General features: G+C 47.2%; 15 protein-coding genes. 4 read left to right on the top strand and 11 right to left on the bottom strand.

The features are described from left to right. Nucleotides 1-354: 354 nt before the first annotated feature. On the bottom strand, nt 355-1,668 hold the full coding sequence (locus E0496_RS24530; protein ID WP_141504406.1) for an anti-phage deoxyguanosine triphosphatase: 1,314 nt from the start codon (nt 1,666-1,668) through the stop codon (nt 355-357). Between the two features lie 97 nt (nt 1,669-1,765). Here E0496_RS24530 and E0496_RS24525 point away from each other — a divergent pair, with 97 nt between their 5' ends. Continuing rightward, entirely contained in the window at nt 1,766-2,323 is a 558-nt protein-coding gene (locus E0496_RS24525) for a guanylate kinase (RefSeq protein WP_161601553.1), read from the top strand. A 138-nt stretch (nt 2,324-2,461) separates the two neighbouring features. Here the strand turns inward: E0496_RS24525 and E0496_RS24520 are convergent, their stop codons facing one another. The 4 genes from E0496_RS24520 to E0496_RS24505 form a co-directional block, all read right to left on the bottom strand. Next, complete coding sequence (locus E0496_RS24520) at nt 2,462-3,292, bottom strand: carbohydrate ABC transporter permease (RefSeq protein WP_141504404.1); 831 nt, start codon at nt 3,290-3,292, stop codon at nt 2,462-2,464. Nucleotides 3,293-3,304: 12 nt separating this feature from the next. After that, on the bottom strand, nt 3,305-4,204 hold the full coding sequence (locus E0496_RS24515; protein WP_141504403.1) for a carbohydrate ABC transporter permease: 900 nt from the start codon (nt 4,202-4,204) through the stop codon (nt 3,305-3,307). Between the two features lie 76 nt (nt 4,205-4,280). Then, nucleotides 4,281-5,600: an ABC transporter substrate-binding protein gene (locus tag E0496_RS24510; RefSeq protein WP_141504402.1), complete on the bottom strand. Its 1,320-nt coding sequence runs from the start codon at nt 5,598-5,600 to the stop codon at nt 4,281-4,283. A 56-nt stretch (nt 5,601-5,656) separates the two neighbouring features. Next, the gene (locus E0496_RS24505; protein ID WP_141504401.1) at nt 5,657-7,750 is read right to left on the bottom strand and encodes an amylo-alpha-1,6-glucosidase; all 2,094 of its coding nucleotides are present in this window, start codon (nt 7,748-7,750) and stop codon (nt 5,657-5,659) included. A 250-nt stretch (nt 7,751-8,000) separates the two neighbouring features. Here E0496_RS24505 and E0496_RS24500 point away from each other — a divergent pair, with 250 nt between their 5' ends. After that, the gene (locus E0496_RS24500) at nt 8,001-9,011 is read left to right on the top strand and encodes a LacI family DNA-binding transcriptional regulator (RefSeq protein ID WP_141504400.1); all 1,011 of its coding nucleotides are present in this window, start codon (nt 8,001-8,003) and stop codon (nt 9,009-9,011) included. Nucleotides 9,012-9,112: 101 nt separating this feature from the next. Here E0496_RS24500 and E0496_RS24495 read toward each other — a convergent pair whose 3' ends face one another. The 6 genes from E0496_RS24495 to E0496_RS24470 form a co-directional block, all read right to left on the bottom strand. Then, nucleotides 9,113-9,364: a hypothetical protein gene (locus E0496_RS24495; RefSeq protein ID WP_175598115.1), complete on the bottom strand. Its 252-nt coding sequence runs from the start codon at nt 9,362-9,364 to the stop codon at nt 9,113-9,115. A 447-nt stretch (nt 9,365-9,811) separates the two neighbouring features. Then, entirely contained in the window at nt 9,812-10,696 is an 885-nt protein-coding gene (locus E0496_RS24490; RefSeq protein ID WP_141504399.1) for a M48 family metalloprotease, read from the bottom strand. 63 nt (nt 10,697-10,759) lie between these two features. After that, nucleotides 10,760-11,305, bottom strand: coding sequence for a LemA family protein (locus E0496_RS24485; RefSeq protein WP_141504398.1), 546 nt, complete (start codon nt 11,303-11,305; stop codon nt 10,760-10,762). Nucleotides 11,306-12,423: 1,118 nt separating this feature from the next. Then, entirely contained in the window at nt 12,424-13,419 is a 996-nt protein-coding gene (locus E0496_RS24480; protein WP_141504397.1) for a FecCD family ABC transporter permease, read from the bottom strand. Beyond that, on the bottom strand, nt 13,412-14,422 hold the full coding sequence (locus tag E0496_RS24475) for a FecCD family ABC transporter permease (protein ID WP_141504396.1): 1,011 nt from the start codon (nt 14,420-14,422) through the stop codon (nt 13,412-13,414). The genes E0496_RS24480 and E0496_RS24475 overlap by 8 nt, the downstream gene beginning before the upstream one ends. Nucleotides 14,423-14,499: 77 nt before the next feature. Beyond that, nucleotides 14,500-16,455 (bottom strand): AraC family transcriptional regulator, encoded by a 1,956-nt coding sequence (locus E0496_RS24470; protein ID WP_241674969.1) that lies wholly within the window; start codon nt 16,453-16,455, stop codon nt 14,500-14,502. Between the two features lie 242 nt (nt 16,456-16,697). On the opposite strand from E0496_RS24470, the gene E0496_RS24465 reads away from it, so the two are divergent. After that, entirely contained in the window at nt 16,698-17,417 is a 720-nt protein-coding gene (locus E0496_RS24465) for an AzlC family ABC transporter permease (protein ID WP_141504410.1), read from the top strand. Further along, nucleotides 17,407-17,739, top strand: coding sequence for an AzlD domain-containing protein (locus E0496_RS24460; RefSeq protein WP_141504394.1), 333 nt, complete (start codon nt 17,407-17,409; stop codon nt 17,737-17,739). Before E0496_RS24465 ends, E0496_RS24460 begins: the two co-directional genes overlap by 11 nt. Nucleotides 17,740-18,172: the final 433 nt, after the last annotated feature.

The raw sequence follows: 18,172 nt of genomic DNA, 5'->3' as shown, positions 1-18,172 counted from the left end.
CTGAGCCAGGATCAAACTCTCCAAATTGGTGTTTGAAATGCTCATTACTTTTTTATCGCTTTTTCGCTTATCCCGAAGGATTTGCGAGGCAGTTATTACTCGTTGTTCAGTTTTCAAAGAGCAATCTATTCTTTCGTTTGTGTTGCTTGTTTTTCTTGTCGTCCGCGTGTATCTCTCGGCCGGAATTAGAATATACCATGTATGAATAGAGTAATGCAAGTCTTTTTTTAAAATAAATGAAAATAGTTATGATTTATATGTTTTATCATGCTTTTATCACATTTCTAACGCCTGTTTGGAAGGAGAGGAACAGCTGCTTCAGTTAGCAGCTGTCCCCTTCCGATGAGTCCTAATTCAGATATCGAACAATCTTCCGCCTGCAGCTTCATATAACCGTGAATACATTTTTAACGCATAGGTATCCGTCATCCCTGCAATATAATCGCAAACCAGTCTCGCATTCACCCGCTCGCTTGATGCATCCCAGTTTATTTTTCTATTTTCCGGGAGCAGGTTCTTATCATGTATCATAGCATCGAACAGCTTCTCAATGATTTTCCCGCCGCGCCACTCAAAGGTTTGAACCTTTTGCGAGAAAATAACATGCTCCCCAACCAGCGACTTCAAATCCTCCAGCAGCAGCATCGCATCCTCAGGAATGACAGCCTTATAACGCAAACGGTTTGATGAGAATGAGGGCTGAGGCTCCACAATTGTAATCTCATTAATGAAGCCCGACACTAGATCAGCAAACAATGGCTTCGTCCGTACGTTTAAATGACTGCTTTGCTCCATGAAATTATTCAGGGCCCCAGCGATCCTTGCTGAGGAAACGGATCTATGTCTCTCCGCAATTTCATATAGTTGTTCCGATTTAATAAGGTTAAGCTTCACCGCATCTTCTAAGTCATAGGTAGCGTAAGCAATATCGTCAGCCAATTCAATGATGGAACATTCAAAGGTTTTGTTAATTGTTTTTTTGTGCTTTCCAGGCTGGTCATTCGATATTTGGGTGAAGTAGGCTTTTTCCTCTGCTGTAAAAGCTTCAATAACCCATTCGAATACCCGCTCATCTTCTTCAAAAACGCTGCACTTCGGCGGTTTTGTGATTATATCCGGATTATTCACTCTACTCATGCTGGCTGGGTACTTCAAAATAGACAATAGAGCAGCTCTTGTTAGATCAAGTCCCGTCTCCAAATCTCCTTGCCCATTGGTCAACAGTCTAAACGTATGCGCATTTCCTTCAAAGTTAAGGCCAAATTTGCTCATACACGAGTTCAGCGCACGCTCTCCCTGATGTCCGAAAGGCGGATGGCCCAAATCATGAGCTAATGCGGCAGCTTCAATAAGCGAAATATCGATCTTGTTTTGCGACTCTTTAAAGATATTGTGTTTTTCGTTCAAGGTTGTGGCTATTCCTCTTGCGATTTGAGATACTTCAAGGGAATGGGTTAGCCGCGTTCGATGAAAGTCCCCTTCGCTTATGCCGATCACCTGTGTTTTCGACTGCAGACGACGAAAGGCAGCCGAATGAATGACCCTGCCAAAATCACGTTCAAAATCATCGCGAATCGAAATTCGCTGCTTTGCATTTTCTTTATTGATCTGCCTCTGAATATCTGTATCAGTATAAAATAAATTCGAAGAGTGTTTATAAAGAATCATAGGCTCGCTCCCAGCTGATTTCAATTAGAGCCATTTTAGCAAGATATGGACATTATTGTAAGTACTATATTAAGAAAAGATAAAGGAGAGCTTTCGTTTGGGAAAAATATTCGCCTTTTATGGCCCATCCGCTTCTGGCAAGTCCGAAATACAGAAACAGCTGATCCATAGCGGCTATCCAAAAATCATTACGGCAACGACAAGACCCCCCAGAGAGCATGAGCAAACGGGGGTTCATTATATTTTTATGGACGCCTTATTATTTAAAGCTTCTATAGAAGCTAATAAATTTATCGAGTGGACAGAGTACAACGGATACTACTATGGAACGCTTAAATCGAGTATCGATGAGGTGTTGAACGCAGCCGGCATTGCCCATATCGTCATGGACCTTGCAGGCGTGCTTGCTCTAAAACAACTCTATTCAAACACAATAGCTATTTATGTCGGCGCAAACATCGAGACGATTGGACGAAGATTAGAAGCAAGAGGAAGCGCAGCAGAAGAAATCCTTAAGCGGGTGAAAAATGCAGAAGAGCTCGAATTAAGCAGCGAATACAGGCAGTATGCTGACGTCATTCTCTGGAATCATGATGGCATAGATTTCCAAGATACAATGAGACGAATCCATGAGCTTATTGAAGCTGAACGATAGCAGGCTGCCATCCTCCTCGTTACATAACCCACTAGGGACAGAACAACCCTTTATTGTGCTAAAAAAAGCGGCCTTCACAGTTTAAAATACTGCGATAAGGCCGCTTTATGTTTAGAAGGCTTTTGGATTGATTTCTCGCTATTTTCCGCCGGTAAACGTAATTCCTTTAATAAAGAAGCGGTTAAAAAATGCATAAATAAGAAGGGCCGGAAGCGTAAACACCATGGAAGCCGCCATAATGTAGTTCCAATGGCTAATATACTGCCCTTTAAAGGTATTAAGTCCAAGCGTCAATGTAAACATAGACTTATCTGACATGAACATGAGCGGCTTGAGGAACTCGTTCCACGCTCCCATGAATACGAAGATCGTCTGCGCTGCAAGCGCAGGCACGGCAAGCGGAAGCGCGATGCGGAAGAACACCCCGAACCGATTCAGTCCGTCCATCTCTGCAGCCTCCTCCAGTTCCTTCGGAAAGCTGAGGAAAAACTGACGCATCATAAAAATAAACGTCGCATTTGCCATCATCGGCAATGTCAAGGCCGCATAGGTGTTCAGCAAGTCAAGCTGCTTCATGATGAGATAGGCGGGCACAATCGTAAGCTGCCCTGGAATCATTTGCACGGCAAGAATCAGAATGAACATGATTTTGTTTCCGGCAAAGTCAATTCGTGCAAGTGCATAACCTGCCATGGAGTTGAACAGCGTGTTGCACACCGTGGCCACTACCGCTATAAGCGCACTGTTATACATCCAGCGGAGAAACAGCGGCTCTTTGACGAAAATATCATAGTAGTTCTGAAAAGTGAATTCTTTTGGAATAAAATTAATGCCTCCGGATACAATCTCGCTTAGCGGCTTGAACGAAGAGGACAGCGCCCATAGAAAAGGAGCGACCGTAACGCAGCCGTATGCGAATAAAAGAAAGTAAAGGATCGCTTTTCCCCATTTGGATTGTTGAAATACCACTTAATCGCCCTCCTAGTTCAGCTTCTCTTCGGCAAACAGCTTCCGCTGAATCAGCGTTACGATCATAATGACCGCAGCCAGCATGACAGCAAGCGCAGAAGCATAACCAAAGTCGAGATTTTTAAATGCATATTGATAAATAAGCAGCGCTACCGTGAGCGTTGAGTTATTCGGTCCGCCCGAACCCGCAGAGAAAATATAGGACTGGTCAAAGAGCTGGAAGGTCCCGATAATGCCCATGACTACCGTAAAGAAGGTCGCAGGTTTAATCAGCGGCAATGTAATGGAGATGAAGCGCCTCCATGCGCCTGCCCCATCGAGCATCGCCGATTCATACAGCGCGTCAGGGATATCCTGCAGCGCAGCCAGAAAGACGACCATAAAAAACGGAGCGGTGGACCATATATTCATAAGCATGATCGCCTTCATGGCGACCGCAGGATCTCCAAGCCAGTTATAGCCATGTAACCCTACAAATTCGAGCACCCGGTTCAGCAGGCCGTTTGAATTGTATATCCACATAAAGATCAGAGACAACACCGCCGATGAGGTAACCGTCGGCATAAAAAACACGATACGGAAAAAGTTTTTGAATCTTAGCTTTGCATTCAAGATAACAGCAAGCATAATCGCAAATGCCGTTTGCAGCGGTACTACAAATAACGCGAAGGAAGCTGTATTTTTAAGGGCAATCCATGCACGTTCATCTCCGGCCATCCGGGTGAAGTTGTTTACACCAATCCACTTGTAGCTGACTTCGCCAAGCAAATTAACTTTGTGTCCCGATAGATAGAGGGAATAGAAAACAGGCAAAAACAAAAAAGTGCCAAGTACTAAAATTGTTGGAAGCAGAAACAAATAGCCAGTCGCGTTATTTCTCAGCTTCTTTTTCCATGAAGAGGCCTCAGCCATACCTAATCTTCTCCTTTCACATGATGATCAAAGAATGGAGGAGGGAGCTCTACCTGCTCTCCCTCCTCCCTTCCGCTTACTTCGCTGCTGCAATTTCTCTGTTCGCAACGGTTTCTGCTTTTTTCATCGCATCCTCAAGCTTGGAATTACCCATAAATGTGTCCACGAATTGATTGTTGAAGTTGCTCATAACCGTAGGCAGCGTCGAGCCCGCTTGCCAAGGCGTTGCATAGGAAGCTCCTGCTACAATCGCGCTGCGAAGCTCATCCTTGTCATAACCTAGCTCCTGTGCGACCGATTTACGAGTAGGAAGCGCGAAGCCTTTGCTCGTCCAGGTTTTCATGCCTTCTTTGCCAGTCAGGAAGGAAATCAGCTGCCATGCAGCTTCTTTCTTCTTCGATTCTTTGTTCATCACGTAAGCTACCGTGAACGCCATTGTGCCTTTCTTGCCGTTTACGGTTGGCAGCTCAGCTGTGCCGTAATCCAAATCCTTATAGTTCGATTCAAGGAACGGGATCGCCCAGTTTCCTTCGAATACAATAGAAGCTTTGCCTTGGCCAAACATTTCCCCGCCCCAGCCAGCGCCAACTTCCTTCGGCTCGCCAGAGGCTTTGTCAACATTGTGCATGTCGGTTACAAGCTGAAGGCCTTTCAGCGCATCGGGAGATGCAAAAGCGGCATTGCCTTCTTCGTCAGCAACTTTGCCACCGAAAGCTTGAATCATAAACATTTGACGGGCAAGCTCAGGCGCAACGCCGAAGCCGTAGCGGACGGTTTTGTCGCCTTCTTTTTTTGTCAGTTTCACTGCAGCAGCCTTAAGCTCATCCCAAGTAGTCGGAGGCGTTGTAATGCCTGCCTCAGCAAAATCCTTTTTGTTGTAGAACATAGCGAGCGTAGAGAAATCCTTAGGGAAACCATAGGACACGCCATCCTGCTTAAATGCGTCGACCATTGGCTGTTCAAAGTCCGCAACGTCAAACTCTGGCGTCACGTAGCTGTCCAGCGGCTCAAGCACATTGCGCTCGATAAGTCCTGGCGCCTCGAAAGCATCCAGATAAAAGACATCCGGGCCTTCTCCGCCAATGAGTCTAGTTTTGATCACGTCCATATACTGATCGGCAATGACCTCGTAATTCACCTTTACATTCGGATATTTGGTTTCAAATTCCTTAAGCGTCTGGTTCAGCAGATCCTGCTCTTCCGGGCTTGCGCCCCAGCCTGCCAGCGTTACCGTAACTTGCTCGGCAGCCGGTTCTTTTGTTGCCTCTTGCTTGGTTCCATTATTTGTTTCTGTTGAACCTGTGCCGGCGTTGTTTTCATTTTTGCCACAAGCGGACAAAATAAGGACAACTACCAACATGAAAGACAAGACCATAACCCCTGATTTCTTCCTCATACATACAACCTCCTTAAGTAATGTGAATCTTGTATATATAAACGATTGCGTAAAACCTATGAGATTAGCAGCTCATATCCGGTTGAGTTAGCTAAAACCTCAACCTCCGGCCCCTCTGTTCCGCGAGTGACGCGAAGGCTGAGCGTGCCGCTGCCGATTTGTAGACGCTCCACTTTCAGCATGTTCATGCTATGGAGCAAAGCCGGCTTAATTGTAATTTGACGTGACAAGCCATCCGGCTGCAGAGCAAGCAGCGCCTGTACAAAGGTTAGCGGCGTGCCTGCTGCCCACGCCTGCGGCGAACAAGCCACTGGGTATGGTACCGGAGCGCCTAGTGAATCGTCATACCCACAGTACAGCTCAGGCAGCCTATTGTATTCGAACTTTTCAGCCGCATTCAGCAAGCCTTGCATTACCGTAACTGCTTCCTCTGCAAATCCACCATGGCTCAGGCCAAGCAGGCACATCGAATTGTCATGCGGCCAGATGCTTCCGTCATGGTAGCTCATCGGGTTGTAGCCAGATGCATCCGTACTCATCGTCCGAATACCGTACCCGCCAAACAGATCAGGAGCAATCAAGCGCTCAGCTACAGCCTTTGCACGCTCGGGAGAGGCTATACCTGACATTAGAATATGGCCAGCATTCGAGGTCACCGAGTCGACCCGCTTCTTCTCCTTATCGAGTGCAATGGCGTAAAACTGCTCATCCTCCATCCAGAAATCGCGCTCAAAGCGTTCACGCAGCAGCTCTGCTTCGGACAGCATGCCATCCGCCTGTTCTTCATGGCCCAAGCTTCTAAAAATAGGTGCAAGACGAGTAAGCGCTTGATACACATAGCCTTGAACCTCGACAAGCGCGATCGGAGCCTCCGCATAATCACCGCTCCGATGAACGACGGAATCCGCAGAATCCTTCCAGCCTTGATTCGCAATGCCTTTGGATGACTTCTGATCATATTCCACAAAGGAATCTTCGTCGCAGTCGCCAAATGCTCGGATCCAGGTCAGCGCCGCATTCAAATGAGGCATTAACGCGCTTACAAACGCTGCATCAACTGTCCAGTGATAATACTCAGCGGCAAGCAGCAGAAATAGCGGCGTCGCATCAATCGTTCCATAGTAAGGCGTAAATGGTACCTGATTCGTACCAGCCAATTCGCCATAGCGAATTTCATGCATGATTTTGCCTGGCTGCTCATCGCGCCACTCATCCTCATTCTGGCCTTGGTAGGCAGCTAGCGTGAGAAGCGTTCCTTTGGCAATTTGCGGATTCAAGGACAGCATTTGCAGCGCGGCAATCAAGCTGTCACGGCCGAAAGGCACCGAGTACCAAGGCAAGCCTGCAACGGGAAATGCTCCGTAGCCAAGATCAGTAAGCAGTACGCGCAAATCCTGAACGCCACGATGGTAGAGCTTATCGAACAGCGGCACATCACTCTGAATCGCTGTTGATGAATTATTCCAATCTTTATAAGATGCTCTGAGCTTCTTCATCGCATCCGCAGTCTCATGCTGCTGCGGCTCTACACCGTCTATGATCGGAGCAATAAAGAGAGTGATTTCATTGCTTTCCCGATGATTCAACTTCACATCGAAATGCAGCTCTCCAGACTCGCTTATCCGGCTCGCTGGCGTATTCCACTTGATTTTTGTTTCGCGGCGTACGCCGTCTGCTCCAAGATAACCGATCACTCTTTGCCCTTGATCGATCTGATCTCCCGTCTTGCTTCCCAGCTCACCGTGTTGAAAGCCGCGAACGACGAACATATCGGCAAAATCCGCATCGAGCAGTACAGAGAAATCGAATTGTATAGCTTTCGGATAATAGCTGGTGAGCTTCAACGTCTCGTATAGCGCACCTTCATAGATGAAGCGCGTACGCTCTACCTCTACGGATTCACGCCATAACTGAAGCTCGCCGTTTTCCTCCATATGCGGATTGGTTAAACGAAAGGTTGAAATATAATTCTCGTCGGCAGCAGAAGATAATAGAAGTGGCTTATGACCATTGATCCGAATTTCCATTCTGCTTATAAACCGTGTGTCTCTCGTATAGAGACCTAGTCCTGTAACATCACCTGCAGGAATGTCGCCATCCCTGTCTGTCATGAGGAATAAATCATTTTCTTTGATGACTCGATAATCCAAGCTTTCCCCTCATTTCTTACGTTAATAGCTTACTATGCGCAAAATCATTAATCGTTATCCGAAACGTTTCGGATAAAAGGCAAAAAAATAGGAAGCTGAAATGTGAAACTAGGCATTGCAGCTATCCAAAACGTTTCGGATACGATATAATCGAATTATAGATCATGATGAAAGCATTTACAAGCCCGAATTTATAATTTCATTTTTCACATTTATTACGCTGAGATTTACGAGATCCCGGAGGTATTCTATGGTTACGATTAAAGACATTGCCAAATCAGCCGGTGTTTCCGTTACGACCGTGTCCCGCGCTTTGAATGGTTATGACGATGTTAACGAAGGCACACGGCTCAAAATTCGCACCATTGCAGATCAGCTGGGCTACAGTCCCAACATGGCTGCGAGATCATTGATTTCCAAAAAAACTAAAACACTCGGCCTGCTTCTCTCCAATGTGACAAGAGCCAGCTCTAAAGACAATATCGCCTTTGAGGTTCTATGCGGAATTAACGATCGTTCCGGGGAGCTCGATTACGATCTCGTGCTCTTCAGCACGACGCCTCAGAAGCAAACCATCAAATCCTATAAAACCTTATGCCAGGAACGCGGAGTGGATGGGGTTATCATTATGGGCATTCGGTTGGATGACCCGTACTTAAAAGAAATCGTATCGTCGGATATTCCATGCGTGCTCATTGATATTACGCTTGAGGGGCCGCATGTCGGCTATGTCACATCAGATAACCTTAGTGGCGCCGTGGCTGCTGTAGATCATCTGCTCCAAAACGGACATCGCCACATTGCGATGATTAACGGCCATGCCCAGGCGGATGTAAGCTTGCTGCGGCTGGAGGGCTATCGTCAAGCGCTTCATAATAGCGCCATTCCCTTCGATGATTCGCTGGTGGTCGACGGCCGATTCTCCGAGCAAGGCGGGCGTGAGGCCGCTATCCAAATCTTATCCAGCAAGCCGGAGGTCACCGCTTTATTTTGCGCTAGTGATTTAATGGCGATTGGAGCCATGCAGGGCGTGAAGGACATGGGTAAACAAGTGCCGCAGGATATCTCGATCATTGGCTTCGACAACATCGACCTGACCGCTTATTGCACGCCGGCGCTGACCACGGTTCACCAGCATAAATACGAGCTCGGCTTCCATGCTGCCCAGGTGCTTATCGACTTACTTGAAGGTAAAGAAGTTACTCATCATGTGATGCTGGCTACCGAGGTTATAGAGAGAGAGAGTGTCCGCAAGCTGTAAATTCCTTTGAGGGTTTAATTGTTACGGCTTAATTCTGTAGCCAAAAGAAGAGGACGCTGTCAGTTGATAGCCTCTTCCTTTGAGCTATTGAACGACTCGCTCTACTCTTCTACCGTCACCCACCGCTGCTGCTCATGGCTCTTAAGGATCGCCTCCATTATGCACATGGATACGTGCCCGTCCGCAAAGGTTGCGAAGCTCGGCGTATCCTTTAACGGATCTTTGCCTTCCCGAATAAAGTGATAATATTGCATCATCATATTTTTGACTAAGTCCGGCCAGCCCTCCGTATGTCCTCCGGGATGGTGAATCGAAGGCCTTGCTTTCTTGAGAAACAAAGCCGGATCAGCCATTAGCAGCTCATTCGAGCGATCGCGATGTCCAATCCAAAGCTTGGCAGGCTCCTCCTGCTTCCAATAAGCAGATTTTTTGGTGCCATTCAGCTCGAATGTTCATTGCCTATGCTATTGCTCACGTATTACCCAGAGCGTAATGCAAAGCAAAACTATTTTCGTACCGTTAGCATCATTTCACATCTCCCTTCACTACTTTTGAGAGCACTTACATAACTATGTGTAGTGGTAATGCGGGGGCGACCTAATGCGGTAAATCCCATATTATGGACATAAATCTTTAGCATTTCGCTGGGAACGTCATAGAATAGGCAAGCGTTTAATAAGCAAAAACCCCCAAATCCGGGGGTTCAAAAAGAGACACTTCTTAAATTCACGATACAAATTGAGCGATAAATTGACGTTTGGCTCGTTGCGCTTAGAAGCAAGCTGCCAATCCTGCCTTGGCTACATCCGGCCCAGCCGCTCGATTCTGGATTCAAGTGAAGGATGAGTGCTGAACCAGCTGGTTTGCTTTATTTTGCGATACTTGCTGAACGGACTGGAGATATAAAGCGACGCCGTCGCTTTGCGTGCTTTACGCACATCCAGGCTGCTTGCGCTAATTTTGCGAAGCGCGTTCTGCAGGCCCAGCGAGTTGCGGGTCAGCTCCACGGCTGTTGCGTCAGCCAAATATTCGCGGTTTCGGGAAACCGCCAGATGGACGAATCTTGCTGCAAGCGGAGACAATAACACAAAAACAAGTGCAATAATGTATACCGCTGGATGAGTCTTCTTATCATTGCCTCTCCTCTGAACGAAGAGCATGCGAGTTCCGATATCGGCGATAATCGCAACGACAGATACGAGCGCAATCGTAATCGTCATCAACCGAATATCATAGTTGCGAATATGTGCGAGCTCATGGGCAGCAACAGCCTCCAGTTCCTCCCGGTTCAACTGCTCCAGTAGGCCGGTCGTAAAGGCGACCGCTCCTTTCTCGGGCTTGATCCCCGTTGCGAAAGCGTTTGGCGAAGGATCGTTAACGACGTAAATCTTCGGTACGGGAATCCGCGCAGGAATGCATAGCTCCTCCACAATGTTATACAGCTGCTTATATTTCTCCGGACTTGCAAGCGTAGCTCCTGACATCCGAAGCACCTGTGAGCTTGCAGACCAATAGGTGATTGGCAAATAAAACAACAAAATGACAGCAGCCAGTATGGTGCCGGGCCATAGCTCGCCGGAGCTTAAATATCCGACTGCTGTGCCCGCTCCAAGCACGATCACGCCAAAAAGCAGGACAAGCAGCAGCGTTTTCCGCTTATTTTGTTCAATCTGTTTATACAGCATAGCTGACATCCTTTGCTTTGGCGCACATGGGTGTCGCCTTGATTAATTGTTCTTGCTGCCGCATTAGAACGTGATTTTCGGAACGATTTTCTCCGCCTCGGGAGTTGTCAGCAGCTGTTCCTCTTTAAAGCTGAACATGCCCGCAATGATATTGGACGGGAACGATTCGCGCTTGATATTATATTCGGCTACCGTCTTGTTGTAGAGCTGGCGGGAAAACGCCACTTTGTTCTCGGAATTGGCCAGCTCCTCCTGCAGGCTCAGAAAGTTCTGATTCGCTTTCAAGTCTGGATAGGCTTCGCTAAGCGCAAAAATCGATTTCAATGCCCCTTGCAGTTGGTTATCCGCTTCTATTCTCTCATTGGGCGTTCCGCTGAGCATTTGGTTGCGTGCTTGAATGACCAGCTTCAACGTTTCCTGCTCATGCTTGGCATAGCCTTTTACCGTTTCAAGAAGGTTCGGGATCAAATCATGCCTGCGCTTAAGCTGCACATCGATCTGGCTCCAAGCTTCCTTCACCCAGTTCCTCATTTTCACCAATCCGTTATACGTTGCAATGACATAGATGACCACAATGACCACAATGCCGATTCCAATGATCAATCCCATACTTCCCACTCCGTTCTAATTTCCCGATTTTTGTTACAGCCGCTTATCACATTCACCTTAACATTTTACCATAAAACCCCTAATCCTGTTTTTGGGCATGCCTGTGCTTTTTTCTGAAAATAGAGCGAACACGCTAATCCCACTTGCTCCATGCATAAGCATATGCAGGCTCTACGGACAGCTTGACCGAAAAATGGTGAACGTCATCCCTGCATTAAGAAAATAAATTAGGCCTATTAAAATTAAGGAACTTAACAACTTCTGCTGGGAATATTTTTGGTACTATCATAGCATTTCAGCATCTGAATATAAGAAAAAATCGTATTTTTAGTCTGAAAATACGAATGGGTTAGGAGACCTTGGTGAGCTCCATCTCTTGTGGGAGTTAAATGCAGAACCATTTGCATCCGGAAAAATGAGGTGACAAGCTTTCATTAGAATGAAAGTTTGAACGGAAGGGGGAGTTAGAGTGAAGCGGATTTCTGACTGGTGTACCTAGGCGAAAATATCTTTCTAGGAAAGCGAGAAGGCTTGCGAATGGTTTAACAAGGAGGTAATGGAAGGAAGATAGTGAGGTAGACTCTTGAGGCGCTTGTGAACGGAGTGATACGCTAACGATGGGCATACTTCCTTCTATATATGAGCAGCTTGGTAAGCAAGCCAAAAAATCAGCTACACCATCTCTTAGACAACTCGGTGGAACAGCTCAGTAAAAAGACTCGGTAAGGCTGCTATCCTGCACGATAGCAGTATAGCTCATCGTTTCCAACACCTTCCGACGTCTATAATGTACTTCATGCAATATAGACGCCCTTACAAAGACAATGTAGATCAACACTGAGCACTTCTAATGCAATGGTGCAGGATAGAGCTCTCTAAGCTGGCCAAAAGGACCGCTATCCTGCAACCATACAGGAGAGCGGCGCTTTAGGCATCTCCTTACTCCAACCAATCCATTAGCCACCACACTAACCACTCACTCCTACCACTAACATACTCTTTCCTTTCATCTGACTAGATAAGCAAGATTAGGATAATAACAAGCCTATTCATCTGTTTTTGAGACGCGACTATGGGATGGTTAGAGTATAGTTGGAATTCCTCCCGTTAAAATAGCGCTATTCTTTTCGTTTAAACAGAAGGTACATAAAGAACGGGGCGCCGATGCCAGCAGTGAAGACACCCGCAGGGATATCGAGCGGCAGGAAGAGCATACGTCCAGTCAGATCCGCGAGCAACAAAATCATAGCGCCAAGTACTGCCGATACGGGGATGACCAGCTTATACGAATGACCGACAAGCTTTCTCGCCATATGCGGCGCTAATAATCCGATAAACGAGATCGTGCCGGCAACGCCGACGGCAGCTCCCGCGAGCGCAACGCTGTAAAACAGCAGGACCATCCGGCTAAGCTGAAGCCTGCTCCCCAGTCCGACCGCGGTCGCTTCTCCCAGCGATTGCACATTCAGCTCTTTGGCGTAAAGGATGGACAATGGAATAAATACGGCGACCCACGGCCACAGCACCTCGATATACTTCCAATTCGTCCCGTAAATGCTTCCCGTCATCCAATTCAGCACCTGCGCGGCCAAATAAGCCGGACCACTAATAAGCAAAAACATCGTTAGCGCACCCATAGCAGTTGATATGCCTATACCAATTAGGACGAGTCTAAAGGGAGAAATGCCATTTTTCCAAGCTAATGCATAGTTTGTGGCAGCGGTAAGGAACGCTCCGGCGACAGCAATGACCGGTACCCAGTGAATGCTGTATCCAGTGAACAAGGTCATAAACGCGACAACGGCTACCGATGCTCCTCCCGTCACGCCAAGCAGATCCGGGGAGGCCAGCGGGTTGCGAATGACACCTTGAAGTACGGCACCAGCAACCGCTAGAGCAGAACCGATCAATATAGCAGCGAGGATACGCGGCAAACGGAACTGTATAATGATCAAGTCGCTTGCTTCTTCGTTCTTGCCGACAAGAGAGAGAATGGTTTCCTTAAAAGGGATGTTTGTTCCTCCAATGGACAAACAAACGATAGATAGCGCAAGCATCGCGAGACTAAGCCCGACTAATATAAAAACTGCCTTTTGAGTTTTTCCTTTATGCATGCTTCCTCCTTCTCGCCACATGAATCAGGAATGGCACGCCAATAAGCGCGGTTGCAACGCCAACCGGAACTTCCTTGGGCATGAGAATGAAGCGTGAAACCAGATCCGCACATACGAGCAGAAGGCCACCCGTTAATGCGCAATAGGGCAGCAGCCAGCGATAGTCGTTGCCTACCAGAGCTCGGCAAAGATGAGGCACAATTAAGCCGATGAAAGCGATAGGACCAGCGGTGGCAACTGAGCTGCCCGCCAGAAAAACTACGGTAATAACAGATAGTCCGCGAATGAGCAGCATCCGTTGTCCGAGGCTTTTCGCGCTATCATCTCCTAGTGCCATGACATTAAGAGAGCCTGCCAGCAGCAGCGACAAAATCCAGCCCACAACGAGATATGGCAATACGATGAGCAGATGATCGATTTGTCTGCCTGATACCGAACCAATCATCCAGAACAAGGCAGCCTCCAGCGATTGCTTATTCACCAGCATAATGCCAGAAGTCACAGAGGAAGCAAACGCCGCAACGGATGCACCAGCCAATGTGAGCCTGATCGGCTCAAATCCGCCTCTGCCATGGAAACCAAGCGTAAACACAAGCAGTGATGTGACTGCTGCACCCAGCAGAGCAATCCATACCATGCCGCTCATCGTCAGCGAGGAACCGAGAATAGCCAGTGCGGTCACGATAAACAACACCGCACCTGCATTAATGCCGAAAATGGAAGGCGAGGCTAACGGGTTTCTCGTCAGCACCTGCATGATGGCTCCCGCCATAGCGAGGCTTCCCCCAACCGCAGCCGCAATAAGCGCACGAGGCATCCGTGTATTTGTAATGATAATGTGAGCGTCGGAGTTATCGAATTGGGTATAAGCCAGCCATACATCTCTAATCTCAAAGGTATGGATGCCGTACAAGATACTGGCCAGCATACCGGCAAGCAGCAGCAGTAAGCCAATGATTAAACCCGCAAGCTTGCTCCTGCGGCTGTTCAGCCCTAAAGCCATATGGGTTCATCCCTTTCATCATAAATAAGCTGACGTCTGGTAATCACGACGTCAGCTTGCGTATCCTTTATCCCAAATTACTTGATGTCAAAATAAGCAACGATCTCATCAAGCAGCAGGTTTGCAGCCTTGTAGCCGCCGGCCGTATTCCAAATCGCTTCATCCACTTGAACTACTTTATTGTTTTGCACGACATTTAATTTTTTGAACAAAGGATCATTCATCCACTCTTCTACGACTTTAGCAGCATCCGTCTTGCCGGCTGCTTCTGTAACAAAGTAGAACAAGACGTCCCCATCCATGCTAGGAATGGTTTCTTTCGACATCACTTCAATAAAAGAATCCTTGTCTTGAGATTCTGGACGTGCGAAACCAAGATCGTTCAACAAAACGCCAGAGAACGTTTGCTTCTGATAAATACGAACCTGAGAAGCTGAGAAGCGTGCTACTGATACTTTTGTATCCGCTTTGCTGCCAATTTTAGCTTTGACGTCGGCAACGCGCTTATCAAATTCAGCCATCGCCTTATCGCCCTCTTCGGTCTTATTGACCGTTTCCATGTACAGCTTAAAGTTAACTTTCCAGTCTCCGCCTAAGTCTTCCGCAAATACCGTTGGAGCGATCTGATTGAGCTGGTCATATATCTTTTCCTGTCTAACCTTGTTTCCAATAATCAGATCCGGCTTCAAGCTGGCAATCAATTCAATATTCGGCTGCAATTCATCGCCAACCGCTGTAACCTCCTGCATCTCATCCTTGATATGGTCATACCATGGATCGCCAATCCAGGATTGAACAGCTCCGATCGGTTTAATGCCTACGGCAAGCAGTGCCTCCGTGCCTTCGTTCGTAAGAATAACGACGCGCTCAGGCGTGCCAGTTAGCGTTGTTTCTCCCATCGCGTGCTTAATGACGCGCGGTGCTTCGGAAGATGCCGCATCCGTTGAAGCGGGAGCGGTTGTCGAGACATTCGTGCTCGTCGCATTAGAGCCGCCATTGGCTGAATTTGTATTTGACGTACCTGTTGAGCAAGCGCTCAGCAACAAAATAAAACAAAGCAATAGTGATGCAGCCATCGGTGTTCTTGTTCCTCTGTACATTGAAGATATTCCCACTTTCTTGTATTGATAATGATTTTCATAACCATTACCACTATAACGTCTGAGTCTGCGTGGGACAATTGCATATCTTGAACGATCGGCAGGATTATTTTGAACCTTTGCTTTAAATTGACCTAGCGACAGGCCTACCTGCTTTTTGAACATCCGGTTAAAATAACTGTCATCCGAGAAGCCAACGCTCTCCGCAATTTCTTGCAGCGTGGCATCCGTGCTCAGCAGAAGCTCCTTCGCCCTGTCGATGCGAAGCGCAATCATATAATCAATGGGGCTCTTCCCTACCGTCTGCTTAAACTTCCGCGACAAGTAGCTCACACTGCAATCGAGCAGCTCGGCCAGCTCGTCGAGCGTGACTCGATCTGCATAATGCTCCTGAAGATAGCGCATCGCTTGCGAGACAAGATCTACCCTTTTGCCTTGAATGCCTTGCTTGCTCATCTGGCTTAACAGCTCATGTACAAATTGATAGAATAAGATTTTTATATGTAATTTCTCGAGCATGCTCGGCTGCAGCCACTCTTGCTCCATCCGCTCTACTCGATGATACAAAGGAATCGGATATTCTGGGGCAAAGCTGTATTGGAGCTGAAATGGATTGTCCGTCTCTATCAGCTTCACCAAGGGCTGGCGTGCAGGCAAGGCCAGAATCGCTTTATAAAAAATCATATAATATTCAAAAAAGTCCTGGGCAGCAATATCCAGGCACATCCCCTTGCCACCATGCAGCACATGAAACCGATCTACAAAGCTTGCATTTCCATCCATCCACACCTGCGCGCTGCCTCGAACCGTATATACGAAAGTACTCGCAGGCAATCGATAGGATCGCAGCTCATCCCCCGGCTCCATGACAGTGTGACGCACGTCCATCACTTTGATCGAGGCTTGATTCCATAGCAATAGGTGATCACTCATTTTCATTGAGCCATTTCATTCCCTTCTAAACTTGTCAGCCTAGCGATTACAACTACCATTCATTATAAATGATAACGATTCTCATTTACAATAGATAGATGATTTTTTAGCGAAATAACTCTAGTGACTGCTCATCGCAAGAGATACAACCTGCCAATCGACCGTTATTTTGCGAATTCCCCTTAATTCGCTCCCAATTCTTCATGTATAATGGTTGGAACAAGGAGGCCGTTACGTTGGAAATGGATCTACAGCTAGCAAAAGAAGAGCATCTCACTTTCAAACAGGGCGTGCGGGACTGTATCCCTACTCTTCTTGGTTACATCGGAATTGGATTAGCTGCGGGGGTTGTTGGGAACTCCGCAAATTTAAGCATTATGGAAATAGGACTATTGTCGGCGCTCGTTTATGCAGGAGCATCCCAGTTTATTTTTTGCGCGATGATGGCTGCTATGAGTCCGCCATCGGCGATTATCGCTACCGTGTTTATTGTCAACCTGCGGCATTTTCTCATGAGCGCTGCGTTGTCCACCCACTTTACTCGTTATTCTTTGCTAAAAAATATTGGAATTGGCGCGCTGCTGACAGATGAATCGTTTGGAGTCGCCTCACTGCGCACTTCCAAAGGCCTGCCGCTCAGCGACCGCTGGATGAATGGACTGAACGTCACCGCCTATCTCACATGGATCGCTTCCTGCCTCCTTGGAGGCTACATGGGCAGCTGGATCGGAAACCCTGAGGCGATGGGACTGGATTTTGCATTGACTTCGATGTTTATTGCACTTCTTGTTTTGCAAATGGTTGCCTTGCCTTCATCCAAGCTGAGGCACTATTTGGTGCTCATTGCTTATACGGCCGTTGCCGTTTATGTTTTCTCGGCATTTTTCTCCATCTATATTGCAGTTCTGTTTGCAACGGTGCTATGTGCTGCCATAGGGGCGGTGACCGAAAATGAAGGTTGATTTCACTGTATTCCTAATCATTCTCGGCTGCGCTCTCGTCACATTCATTCCGCGCATCCTCCCGTTTGTCGCTATACGCAAGTTAAAGCTGCCTGTGGCTATCGTCAAATGGCTGGCCTATATACCCGTATGTTTACTGACGGCTTTGATTGTCCAAGGAGCGATTCAGCCGATAGAGTCCGTTCCTGCTTTGCCTGCAGTTAACTGGGTATACATCATCATCACCATTCCTACGCTAGTTACCGCCTTAAAAACGAGAAGCCTCCTGCTCACCGTGCTTGTCGGTATTGTTACCGCTGCTTTGGTTAGGTTAGTGGTTTGAGGTTTGAGGTTTCTATTTTAAGTGAGGTTGTGAGTGTTTCTCCGAGTTGACCCACGAACCATGGTGAAAAAGCTTGATTCATTTGCGCGTGCGAAAACGACTAACCTGATCATTCTAGATGGCCTTAAACTATAAAAGGACGATTACCAGGCTCCTCTGGAATATCGTCCTTTTTGACTTGAAGCTATGCACGTTCAGTTGTTCGCCTTTGTGAACCAGATAGCCTCCTCCATGTTGACTCGCAAACCATAATAAAGCAGCTTGATTCATTTGCATGTGAAAAAACGGCCAATCCTACTATATCCGCCAGCCTATCTTGCATTTTAGCAGGTAAATGACGATTTTGAGCTATAATCGTTGGCTATGTTGTATTCCATACAACATAGGAATGGTTCTTTAAGCCCTGAAGCTCCATAATGAGGCAAGCTGCTGC

The organism is Paenibacillus luteus, from assembly GCF_006542765.1.
GTDB classification, from domain to species: domain Bacteria; phylum Bacillota; class Bacilli; order Paenibacillales; family Paenibacillaceae; genus Pristimantibacillus; species Pristimantibacillus luteus.
This window is presented reverse-complemented; position numbering and strand designations above follow the sequence as displayed.